Consider the following 15624-nt stretch of genomic DNA (forward strand, 5'->3'; position numbering starts at 1 on the left):
GCTAGGGGAAATTGGAAGACTCCGGGATTCTGCCTCAGAATTCGTCGCGGCCTGGTGGTTCGCAAGCAACCTTCCGCCCGAGACAATCTGGCATCTCATTGGGACTGAAGCTGTTGAGCCTTGGCCCGTTGTTGATCCTGATATTGCTCATCGCCGTCGTCAGTTTGATCACGCCGGCTTTTCTAAAGCCCGTTAACCTGGGGAACATCTTGGCGCAGACGGCAGTGATTGCCGTTGTGGCGATGGGGCAGCAGCTCGTTATCCTGACGCGAGGGATCGATCTGTCTGTCGGCTCGAATCTTGCGCTGGCGACAGTCATCGGCGGACTCGTCTACCAGCAGGTTGATTCCTCAATCGTCGTCATTACGGCCATGCTGGTTGCGGGTACGGCTGTCGGTGCGGTCAACGGCGTGGTCTTTGTCTACGGGCGGCTGCCACATCCTTTTATCATTACCCTTGCAAGCTTGAGTATCTGCCGCGGCCTGGCACTTGCATTGGCGCCAGGCCACACCACCATGCGCGGAATGCCCGACGCTGTGACGGCGATCGGCGGCGGTACGACGCTTGGCGTGCCCAATTCATTCTTTGTCGTCGGCATGTTCGGGCTTCTTTTTCTGATCCTGACGAAGTCGATGGTCTGTGGCCGATGGATCTATGCGGTCGGCGGCTCGCCGAGTGCTGCCAGAAGCATGGGCATACCGGTAAGGGGCATTTTGCTTTCGACCTATATTATTTCCGGCTTTTGTGCAGGCCTCGGCTCGGTGCTGCTCGCGGGCCGGACCGCCGCCGCCTCGCCAATCTACGGCAATCTTTTGGAGCTCGACACGATTGCTGCGGTGATTATCGGTGGCGCTAGCTTCCTGGGCGGACGAGGTCATCTCGGCCACGCCCTGATCGGCGCCGTGCTGATCGGCGTCATCCGCAACGCCCTTAACCTTCTCGGCGTCGACGTGTTCTTTCAAATGATCGCGATTGGGCTCGTTATCGTCATCGCCGTGGAGGCTGACGTGCTCCGTAACCATCTTGAAGCACGCGCCCGCGTGCTTCAATCGGCGAGCGCACGATGAGCCCGACATCCATCACACCGGCACTTTCGGTTCGAAACGCCCAGAAGCGCTTCGGCGCAATACACGCCCTGAAAAATGTAAGCTTTGATGCCTATTCAGGTGAGGTAACCGCTCTCTTGGGTGACAACGGCGCCGGCAAGTCGACGCTCGTCAAATGCATTAGCGGGCTTCATAGCCTCGACGAAGGAGAAATCCTCGTGGATGGTGCTCCCGTATCGCTCCATTCGACGGCAGCCGCCCGCCGCGCCGGCATCGAAACCGTCTATCAGGATCTGGCGCTTTTCGACAACCTGACCCCCGTACAGAATTTCTATTGCGGACGGGAAGTCGCTTTTCCCTCTTGGTTGCCGCGTCCGCTCCGCTTCCTCAACACGGCCGCGATGAGGCAGGAAGCGGCGAGTGTTATCGATCGTCTGAAGGTTAAGCTGCCGAGATTCGATGCGCCGGTCGCGCTGATGTCCGGCGGACAACGACAGGCGATCGCGGTCGCGCGCGCCATAGTTTTTGCGCGCAAGCTGGTGATTCTTGACGAACCGACGGCCGCCCTCGGTCTTCGCGAGTCTCGCCAGGTTCTTGACCTTATCAAACAGCTCAAAGCCGACGGCAACGCCGTGATCATCATCACGCACAACATGGAGCATGTGGTCGAAATCGCCGATCGGGCGGTTGTGCTTCGGCAGGGTCGGAAGGTGGGCGAATTGAAGCCAACGGAAGCAAACAAGCAGGACGTTGTCGCGATGATTGTCGGCGCCGAGGCTTAAGGGAGATCGCTGCTTCGTGGGGGCAGCGGACAACGAGATCGCTCTAGAGGAGGGCGGTCGAAAACGTGGGAGGTGTATCATGAAACCGCAATCCCTGCTGGGAGCTCTTGCGCTCCTGGCCGTCGCCGCAGTCCCGTCCTTGGCGCAGGAGCCGGTGAAACTCGGCTTTATAACGAAATTCCCCGTACCGTTCTTTGCAACAATGGAGAACGCAGCCAAAGAATATGCAAAGAGAAATCCCGGGGTAGAGATCATCTACGGCCAGGGTGCGTCCGCAACCGACATCGAGGGCCAGATTGCACAAATCGAATCAATGGTGACTCGAGGGGTGCAGGGCATCGCCCTCACGCCTGTCGATCCCACCGTGTCGACAGCCCTGGACAAGGCAGTGGCGGCCGGTATCAAGGTCGTGCTGATGGATAACAATATTCCGGATTGGAAAGGCAGGACGGCGCTTGCCACGACGGATAATTTCGCTGCAGGCAAAATCGCCGGCGAATATCTCAAAACTGTTCTTAAGGCCGGCGACACCATGGGGATTCTTGAGGGCGTGCCCGGCGTGCCGGCGCTTGATGACCGTGTGAAGGGTATGCTTGAGGGGCTCAACGGTCTTGACGTCAAGATCGTCGGGAAAGGCGCCACAAACTGCAGCGAGGAACTCGGGATCAGTGTCGCCGAGGATCTGCTGACGAAGAACCCAGACCTGAAGGCCATTTATGCCGCTTGCGGCCCGCCCGCTGCCGGAGCGGCGCGCGCCATCAAGAACGCCGGCACTGCCAACGACAAGATTGTGCTGGTCGGTTTCGACTTCTGTTGCGGTGAAGAGGAGGCGCTAAAGAGTGGAGTGGAGGATGCGTCGGTGGCGCAGTTCCCCACCAAGATGGCTGAACTCGGTGTGGATGCACTGGTAAAGTCGATTCGCGGAGAGAAGGTCGAGTCTTTGATCGACTCCGGCGCGGCGCTGGTGACGCCTGAGAATATGGCAAAATTCCAGTGAACCGTTGCTCCTGCGGGTATTGGATCAAGCAAACGGTCCGTCCTTCTCGGGCGGGCCGGACGTTTGACCACTCTTTGCGCCCTCTCCTCAGTTCGCTTGAATTTCCCTGGCAGGCTGGATGCCGATGCCCCGTACCGCAATCGACCTTCGTCGGTCGTCGACTTTTCGTCGCCGCAGCACCTATTGTCTCTTTCGGCTTTTTCAACCGGTGTCGTGACCGGTTCGGTCACGGCCATGTGGTCGCTGCGAACCAGGGAGAGCGGTCAATTTTCCGGCCCAGAGCCGGCCGTGTTTGGCGTTGGCGCAGACCCGAGAGCTATGGCTGAGCATGCGCCCCATCGTGGATCAGCCGCGCTGCGGTTCGCGGCGCGGCGACGGAATGACGCTTCACGAGAGAGCATTCGAGCTTTGCGATCGGATAGCGCTTGCCGGGCACGCTTTCCGGGTTGAGATGTTCGATCGCCCATTGCCCCATGGCGAGATGTGGAAGAACCGAAGTCGTCAGCGGAGGTACGAGATGTCGCGAAATCTCTTCGTCATCATAACCCACCACCGACATGTCCTGGGGAATGCGGAGCCCTGCGTCTTTCAGCGCTTCGTAGCACCCGATGGCCGTGCGGTCGTTCTGGCAGAAGATCGCGGTCGGCGGCTCTGCCAGGGCAAGCAGTTTCATCGTGGCGGCATAGCCGGCGCCAGCCGACCAGTCGCCTTCAACCACCAAGTCCGGATCGAAGGGTATATCGGCGGTGGCCAGCGCCCGGCGATATCCCGTCAGCCTATCCTGCGCAGCCTGCATCCAGATTTCGCCGGTGATCGTCGCGATGCGATGATGGCCGTGCATGATCAGATGCCGCGTCGAGCTTTGGCCTCCGGCGATCTCGCTCGGCACCACGGCAGGAAAGGCATGGTCCGCCGTGTAGCAGTTCAGCAATACTGTCGGGATTTTCAGCTTGTAGATATAAGAAGGGAGCTCGATCTGGCGGGTATAGATCGTCATATAAATAAGGGCCGATATGCCCCCGTTCGTCAACGCCTCGATTGCCTTCGGCTCCATGACAGGATCGCCGAGCGTCTGTGTTACCAGCAGGACATTGCCGGCGTTCCAGGAGGCTTGCCGTGCGCCTTCGATCGCGACGATCGCTTCCGGGCTGGTGGCAAGCTGATCCACCGCAAAACCGATCACATTGTCCGTTCCCGAATAGGAGGCCGTCGTCGTGTAAGTCGGTCCCACATAGCCGAGCGCACGCGCCGCCTCCCAAACCCGGTCGCGCGTCTGCTGCGAGATTCGGGTGCCGGGCGTATCATTGAGGACGAAGGAAACGGCTGCCTGCGAGCAGCCCGCCGCCGCGGCAATGTCTGTCATCGTCACGCGGGCAGGCTTTTCGGCGGGATGCCTGTTCCGCTTTTGGACCGTTGGTTTTCGCATTCTTGGAAATTGTCTCCGATCGGGATTGATGGGCACGGCAGCTAATAAACATTAGCAGTCATTCGAAAGCGCTGACAATGGAGTGAACTGCCGTAACGCTATATATTCTAGCATTTTCCAGTAAAAAAATTGCGCATGATATAAAGTATGATCAAATGTTTTGATGCAGGTTGATAATACTATTTACTAATTAAGATAATTGTATACCGTCGGGGAGCGATCGGAACATATGCCACTCGTCGCTCGCGCGACGGCCCCAGGGAGGGGGCGTGCATCCGGCCGGCCGCTCATCGCAAACGGGCCAATGCAACCGCGGCCCTCGGGAGGTATGTTATGAAGAAGCTGAAACGCAATGCAGCCTTGTTCTTCGCCGGGTTGATGCTGAGCACGGCGCCGATTGCCGTATCCCATGCTGCCGACAAGCCGACACTTGCATTCGTCGTCAACGGCGCGTCCGACTTCTGGAAAGCTGCAGAAGCGGGCGTGAAGAAGGCGCAGGGCGAAATGCCAGACTACCAGATGGAGCTGAAATACCCTGAGCAGGCATCGGTCGCCGTTCAGCAACGCCTGATGGAAGACTTGGTCAGTGCTGGCGTGAAGGGCATCATGGTCTCTGCGGTCGATCCAAAGACGCAGACGGACGGCCTGAATAAAATTGGCTCGCAGACCGCTCTCTTCACCACCGACAGTGACGCCCCGCAGACCAATCGCGTCGCCTATATCGGTTCATCCAACATCGACGCTGGCCTGCAGGCAGCCGAAATCGCCAAGAAGGCGATGCCGGACGGCGGCAAGTGCATCGGCTTCGTCGGCCTGCTCGGCGCCGACAACGCCAAGGAACGCATCCAGGGCATGAAGGATGGCCTGAAGGGCACGAAGATCGAGTTGACCGATGTACGCGGCGACGATATCGATCAAACGCGCGCAAAGAAGAACGTCGAGGACGCGCTGGTGGCCAGCCCTGACGTCACTTGCATGGTCGGCTTCTACTCCTACAACACGCCACGCATCTATGAGGCGCTGCGCGACGCCGGCAAACTCGGCCAGATTACCGTCGTCGGCTTTGATGACGATCCGATCACGCTCGGCGGCGTCAAGGAAGGCACCATCGCGGCGACCGTCGTGCAGCAGCCGTTCGAGTGGGCCTATCAGGGCATGAAGCTGATGGCAGCCTATCTCAAGGGCGACAAATCAGGCGTTCCCAGCAACGGCTTGATCATCATTCCGACCGTGATCATCGGTAAAGATGACGTTGACAAATATGCCGCCAACCTGAAGGCCATGGCTGGTAAATAACCCTCCTTCGCGGCGGGGCACTTGCCGCCGCCGCGAAAGACGTCTCATGCCGACAGCTTTAGCAGCCATGGACAGGCGATGAACCACAGTTCCGACATTCCGTCACCGGACGCGCTTGCAACGCCGTTCCTTTCGCTTTCCGGCGTTGGCAAGACTTATCCAGGTGTCGTTGCCCTTGAGGGCCTGTCGATCGACATCATGCCTGGCGAGGTCATCGGCCTCGTTGGCGAGAACGGGGCTGGAAAATCGACGCTGATGAAGATTCTCGGCGGCGTGATTACCCCCGACCGAGGAACGATCATGCTCGACGGGGCAGAGCTTCGTTCCCTCACCGTGGAATCGAGCATCGCATCCGGCATTGCCTTCGTGCACCAGGAACTCAATCTCTTTGAGAATCTCGACGTTGCCGCCAATATCTTCCTGGGCCGCGAACCGCTGAAGGCCGGACCTTTCAAGCTCGTCGATCGAGATCGACTGCGAGACCTGGTCAAGCCGCTCCTGAAGCGCGTTGGGGCGCATTTTTCCGCCGACACACCAGTGGCATCGCTTTCCCTGGCCGAGCAGCAGATGGTGGAAATCGCCAAGGCGCTATCCATCAACGCCAGGCTCGTCATTTTCGACGAACCCACGTCGAGCCTGCCGCTGGCCGAAACCGAGCGGCTCCTGAGCATTATCAAATTGCTGAAAGCGGATGGCATCAGTGTCATTTTTATCTCGCATCGCCTCCACGAGGTTGAGCGCGTCGCAGACCGGGTCGTGGTCCTGCGCGACGGCACGCTGGTGGGCACACTCGCCAATCAAGACATCGGCCACGATCAGATGGTCAAGCTGATGATCGGTCGGGTGCTTGCGGCGCGAACCGCAAAACCGCAGCGCTCGCCCGGCTCGGTTGCGCTGAAGGCAATCGGCGTGCGCACCGAGGCCTATCCCGGCCGTCCCGTTGATCTGGAAATCCGGTATGGAGAAATCATGGGGCTTGCAGGGCTCGTGGGCTCGGGCCGCACCGAGCTTGCAAGGGTCCTCTTCGGCATTGATCGGTGCTACGGCGGAGCCATCCTGCAGGACGGGCGGCAAATTGCGGTCAAATCTGCCCGGGACGCCGTCGACCGCGGCATTTTCCTCGTGCCGGAGGACCGCAAGCGCAACGGCATTCTTCTTGATTTCCCGATCGCCCAGAACATAACCCTTGCCGATCTCCCCAAACTCTCCAGCCGCTTCATGCTCTCCGCTGAACGGGAGAAGGCGGCGGCCGAAAAGCAGCGCGTTCGTCTCGGTATCAAGGCGCCCTCGGTTTCGACGCGAACCGGCACTCTGTCCGGCGGCAATCAGCAGAAGGTGGTGCTTGCCAAATGGCTATCGATGAGCCCCAAGGTGATGATCTTCGACGAGCCGACACGCGGCATCGATATCGGCGCGAAGAACGAGATCTACGGCCTGATGCGAGCGCTTGCCGATGCGGGAGTGGCGATCCTGATGATATCCAGCGACATGGAAGAGGTGATCGGCGTTTCGGACCGCATCGCCGTCATGCATGAGGGCCAAATCGCCGGCATATTGGAAGAGGACGAAATCAGCCAGGAAAGCGTCCTTTTGCTTGCTGTTGGCAAACGGGTAAAATAGCGGCCTGTACAAATAAGTATCGGGGATGGATCTCGGATGATCAAAAAAGATCTCGGACTGCTGCTTTTGATCGTCGTCGTCGGCATCGTCGTCGCCATCATCAATCCGCGCTTCCTGCTGCCGATCAACCTGGCCAACACGGCCAACCTGATCGGCCTGTTCGGCATCCTGTCGATCGGCCAAGCCTTCGTCATCATTACAGGTGGTATCGAGCTTTCCGTGGGCTCGCTCGTCGCGCTTCTCGGTGTGCTGTTCGTCGATTTCATCGCGGTCCAGGATATGTCATGGATGCTGGCGCTGCCGCTCATTCTCGTGCTCGGTGCGGTCATAGGTGCCGTCCACGGCTGGCTGATCACCCGGCTCAACCTGCAGCCCTTCGTCGTCACCCTCTGCGGCCTCCTGATTTATCGTGGGGCGGCGCGTTTCTATACCGCCGACGGAACGGCGGGTTTTGCTTTTGGCCAAAATTTCCCCGAGCTCGAATTCCTGACCGCTGGGCGGTTTTATGGCGTTCCCAACACTTTCATCGCGCTCGTCATCATTGCCGTGGCCATGTGGGTTGTGCTCCATCGCTCCGTCTTTGGGCGCTATCTTTACGCGATCGGCAAGAACGAGGAGGCGGCCCGCTATTCCGGTATACGCACCGGCCGTATGGTCATGTCGGCCTATGTCATTTGCGGACTGCTGACGGCGCTTTCGGCGATTTACTTCGCCATGTACACGCGCTCGATCTCGCCGGCCAGCCACGGCCAGTTCTATGAACTCTACGCGATTGCCGCTGCCGTACTCGGCGGCTTTTCGCTCCGCGGTGGCGAGGGATCGATCGTCGGCGTCGTGCTGGGAACGGTCCTGCTCCAGGAGTTGCAGAATCTCGTGAATCTCCTTGGCATCCCTTCGTCGTTGAATTTCGCTGTCATGGGTGGCGTGATCCTCATCGGCGTCCTGATCGACCAACAATGGCACGCGATCCGCGCAAGGCGTCGCCTCGTCTCTGCCGCCCGGCAGGCTGAAACTCGTCTTTCAAACGAAAGCAGCCTGCCGGTGGTCGCCAACCAGGACTAGGTCCGGGGACGGGCCACGGTATAGGTGATCTCCTCTTTGCCTCAGTCGAAGAGGGCAAGTGCGGCAAGACAGGCTGCCGCGAAAGAAAACTTCCCTCATGCTTCGCTGCTGACGCAGAAAAATAGGGCCACTGGAAAACCAGGGCCCTTTAAGGTGTGAAGGTCAATGAACCTCCAGAGGGGAACAGCTGATGCGATGGCACTGGGAGGAAAACCATCAGCTGCATCAACTGAAGGCAATATGCACATATTTTGACCGGCTGGTAAAATATTTATTATGCAGTGCAGCTATGCGGAAAAGGGAGAGCCGCATCATCCAGACGGGACGGAGCCCATGTGGAACTGTTCCTCCTACCATTCGCCAGCATACGCGCGCCGACGCAGTACCTGCCGGCGATCACGGCAGTGGCGGCATTTCTCCCTCGGCGATGCGCCAGATCCATGGCGTCATCTCCGGTCTCGCGGCAATTATCTCATTCAGGGCGAGTTCGTAGTCTTTGCCGGCGCTTATCGGGACGATGAACATCGCGACGGGCGCGGGGCGTTGTTCCGGCAAGGTGATCGAGACCACCGGTTGTTCACGCGAGAGATTGAAGCGCAGGCCTTTCACGCTCTTTCGCTTCAGCCTTGAAAGACGTTCCAGGAGATGTTGCTCATGGATGCTCTCGAACGGGATCCAGTTCTCGTTGACCACCATCATGGCGATCTCCTCGATTGAAGCGATCCCCGCGGCGGATATCCCGAAGGTGGCGATCATGATCAGATGGAAGTCTTCGCTCGACCGCCAGAGCTCGAGTTCCGTCTCGTATCTGGCGCTCAATCGCCTCCATGTCCCGCCCTGGATCATGAAAGGAAAAGGGAGGTGGCGAACGACGATTTTCTGGCCGCTGCGGGCAACCGCGAAATCCTTAACCTCAGCCACGGTTACCATAAGCTTCCGGGGGCCATGACCGGCGTCAAGAGCATTTGCTAGCGCGTTTGCCCGGCGAGAAGCTATTCCCTCGCGGTCCTCCTGATGAAACACTTCCGGTACGAACAGAATGTCACTCAACGGTTCGCCGCGAGCGGTCATCTGTGAGGCGGCATTTATGAGGCTTGTCCGAACCCGGCCCCAGCCGCGTTTTCCGGACCACGACGAGCGCCATTCCGTCAACTCTCCCGCCTCCCAGAGATAGTGCAGGACGGCGCGCAACGAGAGCTTCTTTGTCTCATTGCGCAGAGCCGACTCGGATGCCTCGGAAGAAGACGCGGGTGCGCCGCGAGTGCCTTTCTTGGTCAGGGCAAATTCGAGCTTTAGGGCTGCCTTCCCACTCGCGTCGATGTGGATCGCGTTGCCGATCAAGGATCCTAAGCCTGATAATTCGTAAGGCGGTTGGTAGGACGAACATGCGGGGTCATGGCCAGGCCCCGAAAGCGGCATGCGCTTGATGAAATAGAGGTCGTCGACGCGTGCGATGTACATGGGAAGCGGCGGGTTCTTGCACCGGCACAGTGGCCGCAGCTTCTGCGCGTAAGCACGTTCGAGCCGGGCCTGAAGCTCGGGAGCGTCTTCGTCGAATGTCTGGTCGCCGATTAAAAATTGTCTCACAGCGCTCCCATGATCATCTCGCCGGACCGGCTTACCAAACCACGGGCAAAAGTACCACGGACTTCGACCATTATACTAGCGCAAATTAGGAAGTATGTTGTTGCTGGACCAGCGCGGTGAGCGATCAGTTCGACGGCATCGCAGCTTCGCTCGGTCTATAGCCCTTTCGATGTTTCCGGCGTGCGAGGTCGAGAAAATGCGCGACAGCTTCCTGTTCGGTCCCGAACATGTCGGTCCTTTCACCGCCACGCCTGCCGATCCGTCCCCAGTTACGCACGACCGCGGTTTCGCCGAACAAGGTCGGCTGGATCGCAAGCATGTAATAGCGCGCCATATTTCGGCTTGCATCAATGCGCTGGAAATGCAGTTGGAACGACATTCGGTTCATGTCGGGAATCATTCCTGCTGGGGCCGGCCATGTCCAACGAGAGTTTTGAATCCGTTGCATCCGATGGATTCCGTTTTGTGATGTGTTGGCGGGTCAAAGGGCAGCGAAGAGCGCCTGACGAAGCCGGTGCCGGTCTACCGGTGTGGCCCGGGCGCCAGCGTCGGGTTAATGGCGCAACACCATCCATGAGCCGGCGCTGCCGGGCGTGTTGCCAAGGATCACGTATTCGATCCTCGCAGCGAACATCTACACTTGGCATTACCGTACGACCTGTAGCGCCGATGCGATTACCGCGCCGCCCGCCGGGCGCCGACGTATGATGGGCCAACTGGTACGAGTTTCTGGCTTGCCGCGGTCACGGTGAGGGCTTTGTGCGGAATGGCGGCGGGTTATTCCAAGCTCCTGCCTTCTCGCAAGCACTGGACCGAGCGCCATAATGGTTTGTCTCGCCCTTCGGTCGCACGAGGCCATTCCCGTTCTGCATGTCACCTTTCTAAGGGATCGGCCGCCATCAGCGTCAACCCGCAAGGGGTTCCCCTGCGCTGCGCTTCGGTGACGCCTGCGGCTCGGCCCCTTCTTCGGGCGCCATCGGGAATGGTCCCGAGCAACCGAAGGAGACAATACCATGGCCACCACGATCGCAATCCTCACCGCAAAGAGCGACGGTACCCTCGAAGGTATCTTCGCCACCATCCGGGTCAACGCCCCGATCGCCATCGTTCCGAATGCCAACAAGGCGAGCGAGGAAGCTCCCGACTACCGCATCATCCACCGCAAAACCGGCTTCGAGATCGGCGCGGGCTGGAACCGCATCGCCCGCCTGACCGGCGAGGAATATCTCGCGGTGAAGCTGGAGGCTCCGGAGATCGGCGTGATCTTCGGCAACGTCGCTCCAGCCCCCGGTGGCGAGCCCAACCGCAAGGTCATCCTCTGGAACAATCCGAGCTGAACGACAGACCGTCGGCCTCGAGCGATCGAGGCCGACTTCCGGAATGTCTCTGCCGCGAGTCTTGTTGTTATTCGAGCCGTCAAGGGCATCGAACTCGTCGACGGCTCTTCTGGTGCCATACGAGAGGGAAGGTCTGCTCAGTCGATCCGAGGGTGTCATGGCGGCATGAAGGCCTCAAGGATGAGCGGTGCCCCCAATTTTGCCTCCGCTCCGGTCCCCTCCACGTCGACAAAATCGGCTCCCCCACTCGCCGGCTCCGCCGGTTGCTTCGCAATCCTTGACCCCTCCATGCCGCCATGGCCGGGGCGCTCGTCTTTCACAAACGTCAAGGAGACGACAATGACCATTTGCATCGACGAAGTCATCGCACTGCTGCAGGCCGAGCTGCGGAACGCCGATCCAGCCGAGCGTCGCCAGATCGAGAACGAACTCGAACTGGCGCTGGCCGAACGTGAGGTGATCTGGGCCGAGCAGGACGGCCGTATCGACGCCGAGCCTCCGTTCTGACGGAGGCTTATCGCCGTGTCCGTGACCCTGGGCGGCCGGATCGACCAGGCGCCAGGCCATCAGGGGTTTCGCCCCTCGACACTCCCCGCCGGCTGACGCCGGAAACGGTCGCGACCCCTTTGGGGCCGCTGGTCTGTTCTCTCTCTGACGTCCTAATTTACTCCAGCAAATCCGGCGTCAAGGACGGCGCGGTCTCTCCCAATTTTGCCACAAGCGATAAAATCGTTCGCGAGGCGTATCTCGCACCGGAAGAGGCCGAGTTGATGGGTCGGCTCTCAAAGCATTTCCTCAATTGCGGCATCCTGCTTCCCGATGGCGCTGCGGCCTGCATTTCGACGGCAATGACGACCGCTGACGGTGACGCAGTCATCTCAGCCTTCTCAGACTTCCTTTCAATCCTCGAAGTAACTCCAACCGAAGCAGGCATGTGACCATGGCAACCAATAATCTAACCGTCGCCGAGCGGATCGCTCTTTGCCTGAAGAGGCATGGCGTCACCCATATCTTTGCTCAGAGCCTGCCTTCGGCGGTTATCCTTGCGGCCGAAGCAATCGGCATCCGTCAAATCGCCTACCGACAGGAAAATATGGGAGGGACCATGGCCGACGGCTATGCGCGCCTTTCCGGCAAGGTCGGCGTGGTCGCAGCGCAGAACGGACCTGCCGCAACGCTTCTTGTTCCGCCGCTGGCCGAGGCGCTGAAGGCGAGCGTTCCGGTCGTTGCTCTCGTCCAGGATGTCGAACGCGATCAGGCTGACCGTAATGCATTCCAGGAACTCGATCATCTTACCCTATTCCAATCCTGCACGAAGTGGGTGCGAAAAGTTCTCGTAGCGGAGCGGATCGACGATTATGTCGATGCTGCCTTCACGGCAGCCGCCTCGGGCCGGCCAAGACCGGCAGCTCTCCTGCTCCCGGCCGACCTCTTGCGGGAGCAGATAGTCCCTTCGCCCTTTCGTCGTGAGGCTGTCCTAGGCCACTGGCCGCTCGATCGGTTACGTCCGCGCGATTGTGACATCGAGCGCGCGGCCTCAATGATCGCCACGGCCCAGGCACCCATCATCATAGCCGGAGGAGGCGTCCATGCGAGCCATGCCGCTGGCGAGCTTTCGGGGCTACAGGACGAAGCCTCGCTTCCCGTGCTGACGACCAATATGGGAAAAGGCGCCGTCGACGAATACCACCCGCTGTCAGCTGGCGTTCTCGGGGCTCTCGTCGGGCCGCGATCGCTTGGGCGGCACACGCTTGCCCTTGTCGAAGAGGCCGATCTCGTCATTCTGGTCGGAACGCGAACCAATCAGAACGGCACTGACAGTTGGCGCCAAATCCCCCGGTCCGCATCAGTCATCCACATCGATGTCGATCCCACCGAAATCGGGCGCAACTACGAAGCGGTCAGATTGGCAGGCGATGCGGCCGAAACCATTAGCGCACTTCGAAGCGCGCTTGCCCGACGCGATCTCTCGTACCGCGCATCGCAGCGCGATAAGATGACGGCCCGGATCGCCGGTTTCTGGCGCGCGTTTGACACGGAGCGGGAATCCGTAGCTGGTTCGGAGAACAGTCCGATACGTCCCGAGCGGGTCATGTCGGACCTGCAGCAAGTGCTGACGGCAGAGACGACCGTTGTTGCCGATGCGAGCTATTCCTCAATGTGGATAGCTGGCCAATTGCGGGCTCTTTCCTCCGGTATGCGCTTCCTGTCGCCGCGGGGTCTTGCTGGACTCGGGTGGGGCTTGCCACTTGCGCTCGGTGCAAAAGCGGCGAGGCCGGACGAGCCGGTGGTCGCCATCGTAGGGGACGGCGGCTTCGCGCATAGCTGGGCGGAGCTGGAGACCATGGTGCGGAGCAAGCTACCCGTACTCATCATCGTCTTGAACAACGGCATCCTCGGCTTCCAGCGTGATGCTGAAACCGTCAAGTTCGGCAGCTTCACCACCGCCTGCAGCTTCGCGGATGTCGATCATCGACAGATTGCCGAAGCTTGCGGCTGCCCGGCTGTTCGAATCTCTGATCCCGCCGATCTTCCTCGTTGCCTCGAGCGCGGCCTGCGTGAAGAAGGGCCTTTGCTGATCGAGGTGATAACGGACGCCGACGCCCATCCCCCGATTTCGCTATTCGCTGCATTGGATCAGGCAGCATGAGCCAGGATACCCCGCGTGTTGCGGTCGTCAGCGGTGGCACGACCGGAATCGGTCTTGCCGCTGCGTTTCGTCTGCTCAGTGCGGGACATCGGGTTGCCGTCTTCAGCCATGGTGATGCAAGCGTCATCGCCGCAGGGGCCGCGCTTGCCGAGGCTTTCGAGCCAGAGCGGTGGCTGGCGAAAAAGGTCGATCTCCGCGAACCTGAGGCCATCAATTCCTTTTTCGGCGAAGTCGGTCGTGTCTGGGGCGCACCTGGGATTCTCGTTTGCAACGCGGGGATTTCGCCAAAAGGTCTTTCCGCCGACCTTACCCTGGAAGAGTGGAACGACGTGCTCTCCGTCAACCTGACGGGGGCGATGCTGTGTTGTCGAGCCGTTTTGCCCGTGATGAAGGAAAAGGGTTACGGACGGGTCATATTCGTTGGCTCTCTTGCCGGCCGGACGAGACCACGGATCGCAGGCGCCGCTTATGCGACGTCCAAAGCCGCACTTTCAGGGTTGTCCCGTGCGCTGGTGTCTCAATATGGCCCCTATGGCATAACATCAAATGTCGTGGCGCCAGGTCGCATCCTGACGCCACTGACAGGCTCCCCGCAAAACAACACCAACATCGACGCGCTGGCTCGTATTCCAGCCGGCAGGCTCGGTTCTCCGGACGACGTCGCCGGGGTCATTGCATTCCTGGCATCGGAAGATGCCGGGTTCGTCAATGGAGCCATCATAGATGTCAACGGTGGCGAATTCGCGCCGAGTTGAGTTTTGCCGTTTTGTCTGGCTAGGAAAGAGGCAATCGACATGGCTTCTGTCATTCTGGTTTGCTCACGGAACGCTGAGCTTTATCTGCTCCTCGCGCATATCCTGCGTTGTGAGGGCTTCGAGGCGCGTCTTGCTGCAAGTGACGACGATGTCGTGGTAGCCTGCGCATCTGCAGGGGTTTCCGCCATCGTACTGGATTGTGCAGGGTGGTCGAGTGATATTGCGCCGTTATGTGCGCTCTTGAAGAATTCAGGGATTCCAGTGGGTGCTCTTATCGGTGAGGACACGCGTGCCCAACACTTGGAGTTGATCAAGGCCGGGCTCGACGAAGGCATCACACGTCCTTTGTCGCCTTCAAAGCTTCTCGCCTTTCTCCACGGCATAAGGCCGCGCTCGGAGGCGCTAACCCAACTAAATTTTGCTGCCACCGCCGAGGTCGTCCTCGGGTCGCACGTCGTCGTGGTGTCAGGCACAAGAATAGCACTTGCGCCAATGGAGATGAGAATCTTTAAATTCCTATTGGAAAGGCAGGGGCAGATCAGTACGCGCATGCAACTCATCGAGGCCGTTTGGCCAGCTCCGCACGCCGTGGAAAGCCGGACGGTTGACGTGCATATCGGCCGGCTGCGAAAAGCATTTGCAGGACTCCGCAATCTGAAGATTCGCACGCTATACGGTGTGGGTTACGCTCTTGAATGTCACGATCTTTGATGCCCGATCATAGCTTCAGCCGGGGTGGGTCCGGATTGGCTAGCCTGAGAGATCGGTGCCAGTGGGAAGCGGCGCAGCCAGAATTTGACCTCGACCTGCAAAAACAGACTTCGTTTTCGAATTGGTTGGCGCAGCTAATGAGGTCGACAAGCTGACAATCTTCGAAGACACCCATTTTGAACCGGGCGATCGTTACCGTTCGCGAACGGCGTGAGGTGGTGGGGATTGCAAGCAGCGGTACTTCGAAGGATGCGATTGTCTATCTGAGAGAAATCGCAGGCATGCCTGAACGCCATGCCGCGTCCGAGAGTGCTTCCTTATGCAGCCGCTCGATCAGCCATCTTAACGGCTCCTT

Annotated in this window: 15 protein-coding genes; 12 read left to right on the forward strand and 3 right to left on the reverse strand. The window is 59.5% G+C overall.

What is annotated here, in order from left to right; translation table 11 throughout:
* Window positions 1-11: 11 nt before the first annotated feature.
* The 3 genes from FHX10_RS07735 (at window position 12) to FHX10_RS07745 (ending at window position 2825) form a co-directional block, all read left to right on the forward strand.
* Window positions 12-1067 (forward strand): ABC transporter permease, encoded by a 1056-nt coding sequence (locus FHX10_RS07735; protein WP_174824425.1) that lies wholly within the window; start codon window positions 12-14, stop codon window positions 1065-1067.
* Window positions 1064-1828 (forward strand): ATP-binding cassette domain-containing protein, encoded by a 765-nt coding sequence (locus FHX10_RS07740; protein ID WP_028756648.1) that lies wholly within the window; start codon window positions 1064-1066, stop codon window positions 1826-1828. The genes FHX10_RS07735 and FHX10_RS07740 overlap by 4 nt, the downstream gene beginning before the upstream one ends.
* Before the next feature lie 79 nt (window positions 1829-1907).
* Entirely contained in the window at window positions 1908-2825 is a 918-nt protein-coding gene (locus FHX10_RS07745) for a sugar ABC transporter substrate-binding protein (RefSeq protein WP_184389219.1), read from the forward strand.
* A 316-nt stretch (window positions 2826-3141) separates the two neighbouring features.
* Here FHX10_RS07745 and FHX10_RS07750 read toward each other — a convergent pair whose 3' ends face one another.
* The gene (locus tag FHX10_RS07750) at window positions 3142-4251 is read right to left on the reverse strand and encodes a LacI family DNA-binding transcriptional regulator (RefSeq protein ID WP_028756395.1); all 1110 of its coding nucleotides are present in this window, start codon (window positions 4249-4251) and stop codon (window positions 3142-3144) included.
* Between the two features lie 333 nt (window positions 4252-4584).
* Here FHX10_RS07750 and FHX10_RS07755 point away from each other — a divergent pair, with 333 nt between their 5' ends.
* The 3 genes from FHX10_RS07755 (at window position 4585) to FHX10_RS07765 (ending at window position 8229) form a co-directional block, all read left to right on the forward strand.
* Window positions 4585-5547 (forward strand): sugar-binding protein, encoded by a 963-nt coding sequence (locus FHX10_RS07755; RefSeq protein ID WP_028756645.1) that lies wholly within the window; start codon window positions 4585-4587, stop codon window positions 5545-5547.
* Window positions 5548-5625: 78 nt separating this feature from the next.
* The gene (locus tag FHX10_RS07760) at window positions 5626-7167 is read left to right on the forward strand and encodes a sugar ABC transporter ATP-binding protein (protein ID WP_028756397.1); all 1542 of its coding nucleotides are present in this window, start codon (window positions 5626-5628) and stop codon (window positions 7165-7167) included.
* A gap of 36 nt (window positions 7168-7203) precedes the next feature.
* Complete coding sequence (locus FHX10_RS07765; RefSeq protein ID WP_028756398.1) at window positions 7204-8229, forward strand: ABC transporter permease; 1026 nt, start codon at window positions 7204-7206, stop codon at window positions 8227-8229.
* A 396-nt stretch (window positions 8230-8625) separates the two neighbouring features.
* Here FHX10_RS07765 and FHX10_RS07770 read toward each other — a convergent pair whose 3' ends face one another.
* Both FHX10_RS07770 and FHX10_RS07775 read right to left on the reverse strand, forming a co-directional pair.
* Entirely contained in the window at window positions 8626-9816 is a 1191-nt protein-coding gene (locus FHX10_RS07770; protein ID WP_097596303.1) for a DUF1173 domain-containing protein, read from the reverse strand.
* Between the two features lie 124 nt (window positions 9817-9940).
* Window positions 9941-10204: a WGR domain-containing protein gene (locus FHX10_RS07775; RefSeq protein WP_373289065.1), complete on the reverse strand. Its 264-nt coding sequence runs from the start codon at window positions 10202-10204 to the stop codon at window positions 9941-9943.
* Between the two features lie 625 nt (window positions 10205-10829).
* Here FHX10_RS07775 and FHX10_RS07780 point away from each other — a divergent pair.
* From FHX10_RS07780 to FHX10_RS07805, 6 genes are all read left to right on the forward strand, one after another.
* Entirely contained in the window at window positions 10830-11153 is a 324-nt protein-coding gene (locus tag FHX10_RS07780; RefSeq protein ID WP_028758523.1) for a DUF736 domain-containing protein, read from the forward strand.
* 339 nt (window positions 11154-11492) lie between these two features.
* A complete protein-coding gene (locus FHX10_RS07785; protein WP_174824426.1) occupies window positions 11493-11660 on the forward strand; it encodes a hypothetical protein in 168 nt (55 codons plus the stop codon).
* A 119-nt stretch (window positions 11661-11779) separates the two neighbouring features.
* Complete coding sequence (locus FHX10_RS07790; RefSeq protein ID WP_028758522.1) at window positions 11780-12091, forward strand: hypothetical protein; 312 nt, start codon at window positions 11780-11782, stop codon at window positions 12089-12091.
* A gap of 2 nt (window positions 12092-12093) precedes the next feature.
* Entirely contained in the window at window positions 12094-13803 is a 1710-nt protein-coding gene (locus tag FHX10_RS07795) for an acetolactate synthase catalytic subunit (protein WP_184389221.1), read from the forward strand.
* Window positions 13800-14558, forward strand: a complete 759-nt coding sequence (gene fabG, locus FHX10_RS07800) for a 3-oxoacyl-ACP reductase FabG (RefSeq protein ID WP_097595601.1) — start codon at window positions 13800-13802, stop codon at window positions 14556-14558. Before FHX10_RS07795 ends, fabG begins: the two co-directional genes overlap by 4 nt.
* Window positions 14559-14597: 39 nt before the next feature.
* Window positions 14598-15269, forward strand: a complete 672-nt coding sequence (locus tag FHX10_RS07805) for a response regulator transcription factor (protein WP_028758519.1) — start codon at window positions 14598-14600, stop codon at window positions 15267-15269.
* Window positions 15270-15624: the final 355 nt, after the last annotated feature.

The sequence above is a fragment of the Rhizobium sp. BK591 genome, from assembly GCF_014195045.1.
Taxonomy (GTDB): domain Bacteria; phylum Pseudomonadota; class Alphaproteobacteria; order Rhizobiales; family Rhizobiaceae; genus Rhizobium; species Rhizobium anhuiense.

Excerpts from the sequence above, each read along its gene's own strand:
- FHX10_RS07795 (WP_184389221.1), top strand. The coding sequence starts at position 12,094 with ATGGCAACCAATAATCTAACCGTCGCCGAGCGGATCGCTCTTTGCCTG.
- FHX10_RS07775 (WP_373289065.1), bottom strand. The coding sequence starts at position 10,204 with ATGAACCGAATGTCGTTCCAACTGCATTTCCAGCGCATTGATGCAAGC.
- FHX10_RS07745 (WP_184389219.1), top strand. The coding sequence starts at position 1,908 with ATGAAACCGCAATCCCTGCTGGGAGCTCTTGCGCTCCTGGCCGTCGCC.
- FHX10_RS07740 (WP_028756648.1), top strand. The coding sequence starts at position 1,064 with ATGAGCCCGACATCCATCACACCGGCACTTTCGGTTCGAAACGCCCAG.
- FHX10_RS07750 (WP_028756395.1), bottom strand. The coding sequence starts at position 4,251 with ATGCGAAAACCAACGGTCCAAAAGCGGAACAGGCATCCCGCCGAAAAG.
- FHX10_RS07765 (WP_028756398.1), top strand. The coding sequence starts at position 7,204 with ATGATCAAAAAAGATCTCGGACTGCTGCTTTTGATCGTCGTCGTCGGC.
- fabG (WP_097595601.1), top strand. The coding sequence starts at position 13,800 with ATGAGCCAGGATACCCCGCGTGTTGCGGTCGTCAGCGGTGGCACGACC.
- FHX10_RS07805 (WP_028758519.1), top strand. The coding sequence starts at position 14,598 with ATGGCTTCTGTCATTCTGGTTTGCTCACGGAACGCTGAGCTTTATCTG.
- FHX10_RS07785 (WP_174824426.1), top strand. The coding sequence starts at position 11,493 with ATGACCATTTGCATCGACGAAGTCATCGCACTGCTGCAGGCCGAGCTG.
- FHX10_RS07780 (WP_028758523.1), top strand. The coding sequence starts at position 10,830 with ATGGCCACCACGATCGCAATCCTCACCGCAAAGAGCGACGGTACCCTC.
- FHX10_RS07755 (WP_028756645.1), top strand. The coding sequence starts at position 4,585 with ATGAAGAAGCTGAAACGCAATGCAGCCTTGTTCTTCGCCGGGTTGATG.
- FHX10_RS07760 (WP_028756397.1), top strand. The coding sequence starts at position 5,626 with ATGAACCACAGTTCCGACATTCCGTCACCGGACGCGCTTGCAACGCCG.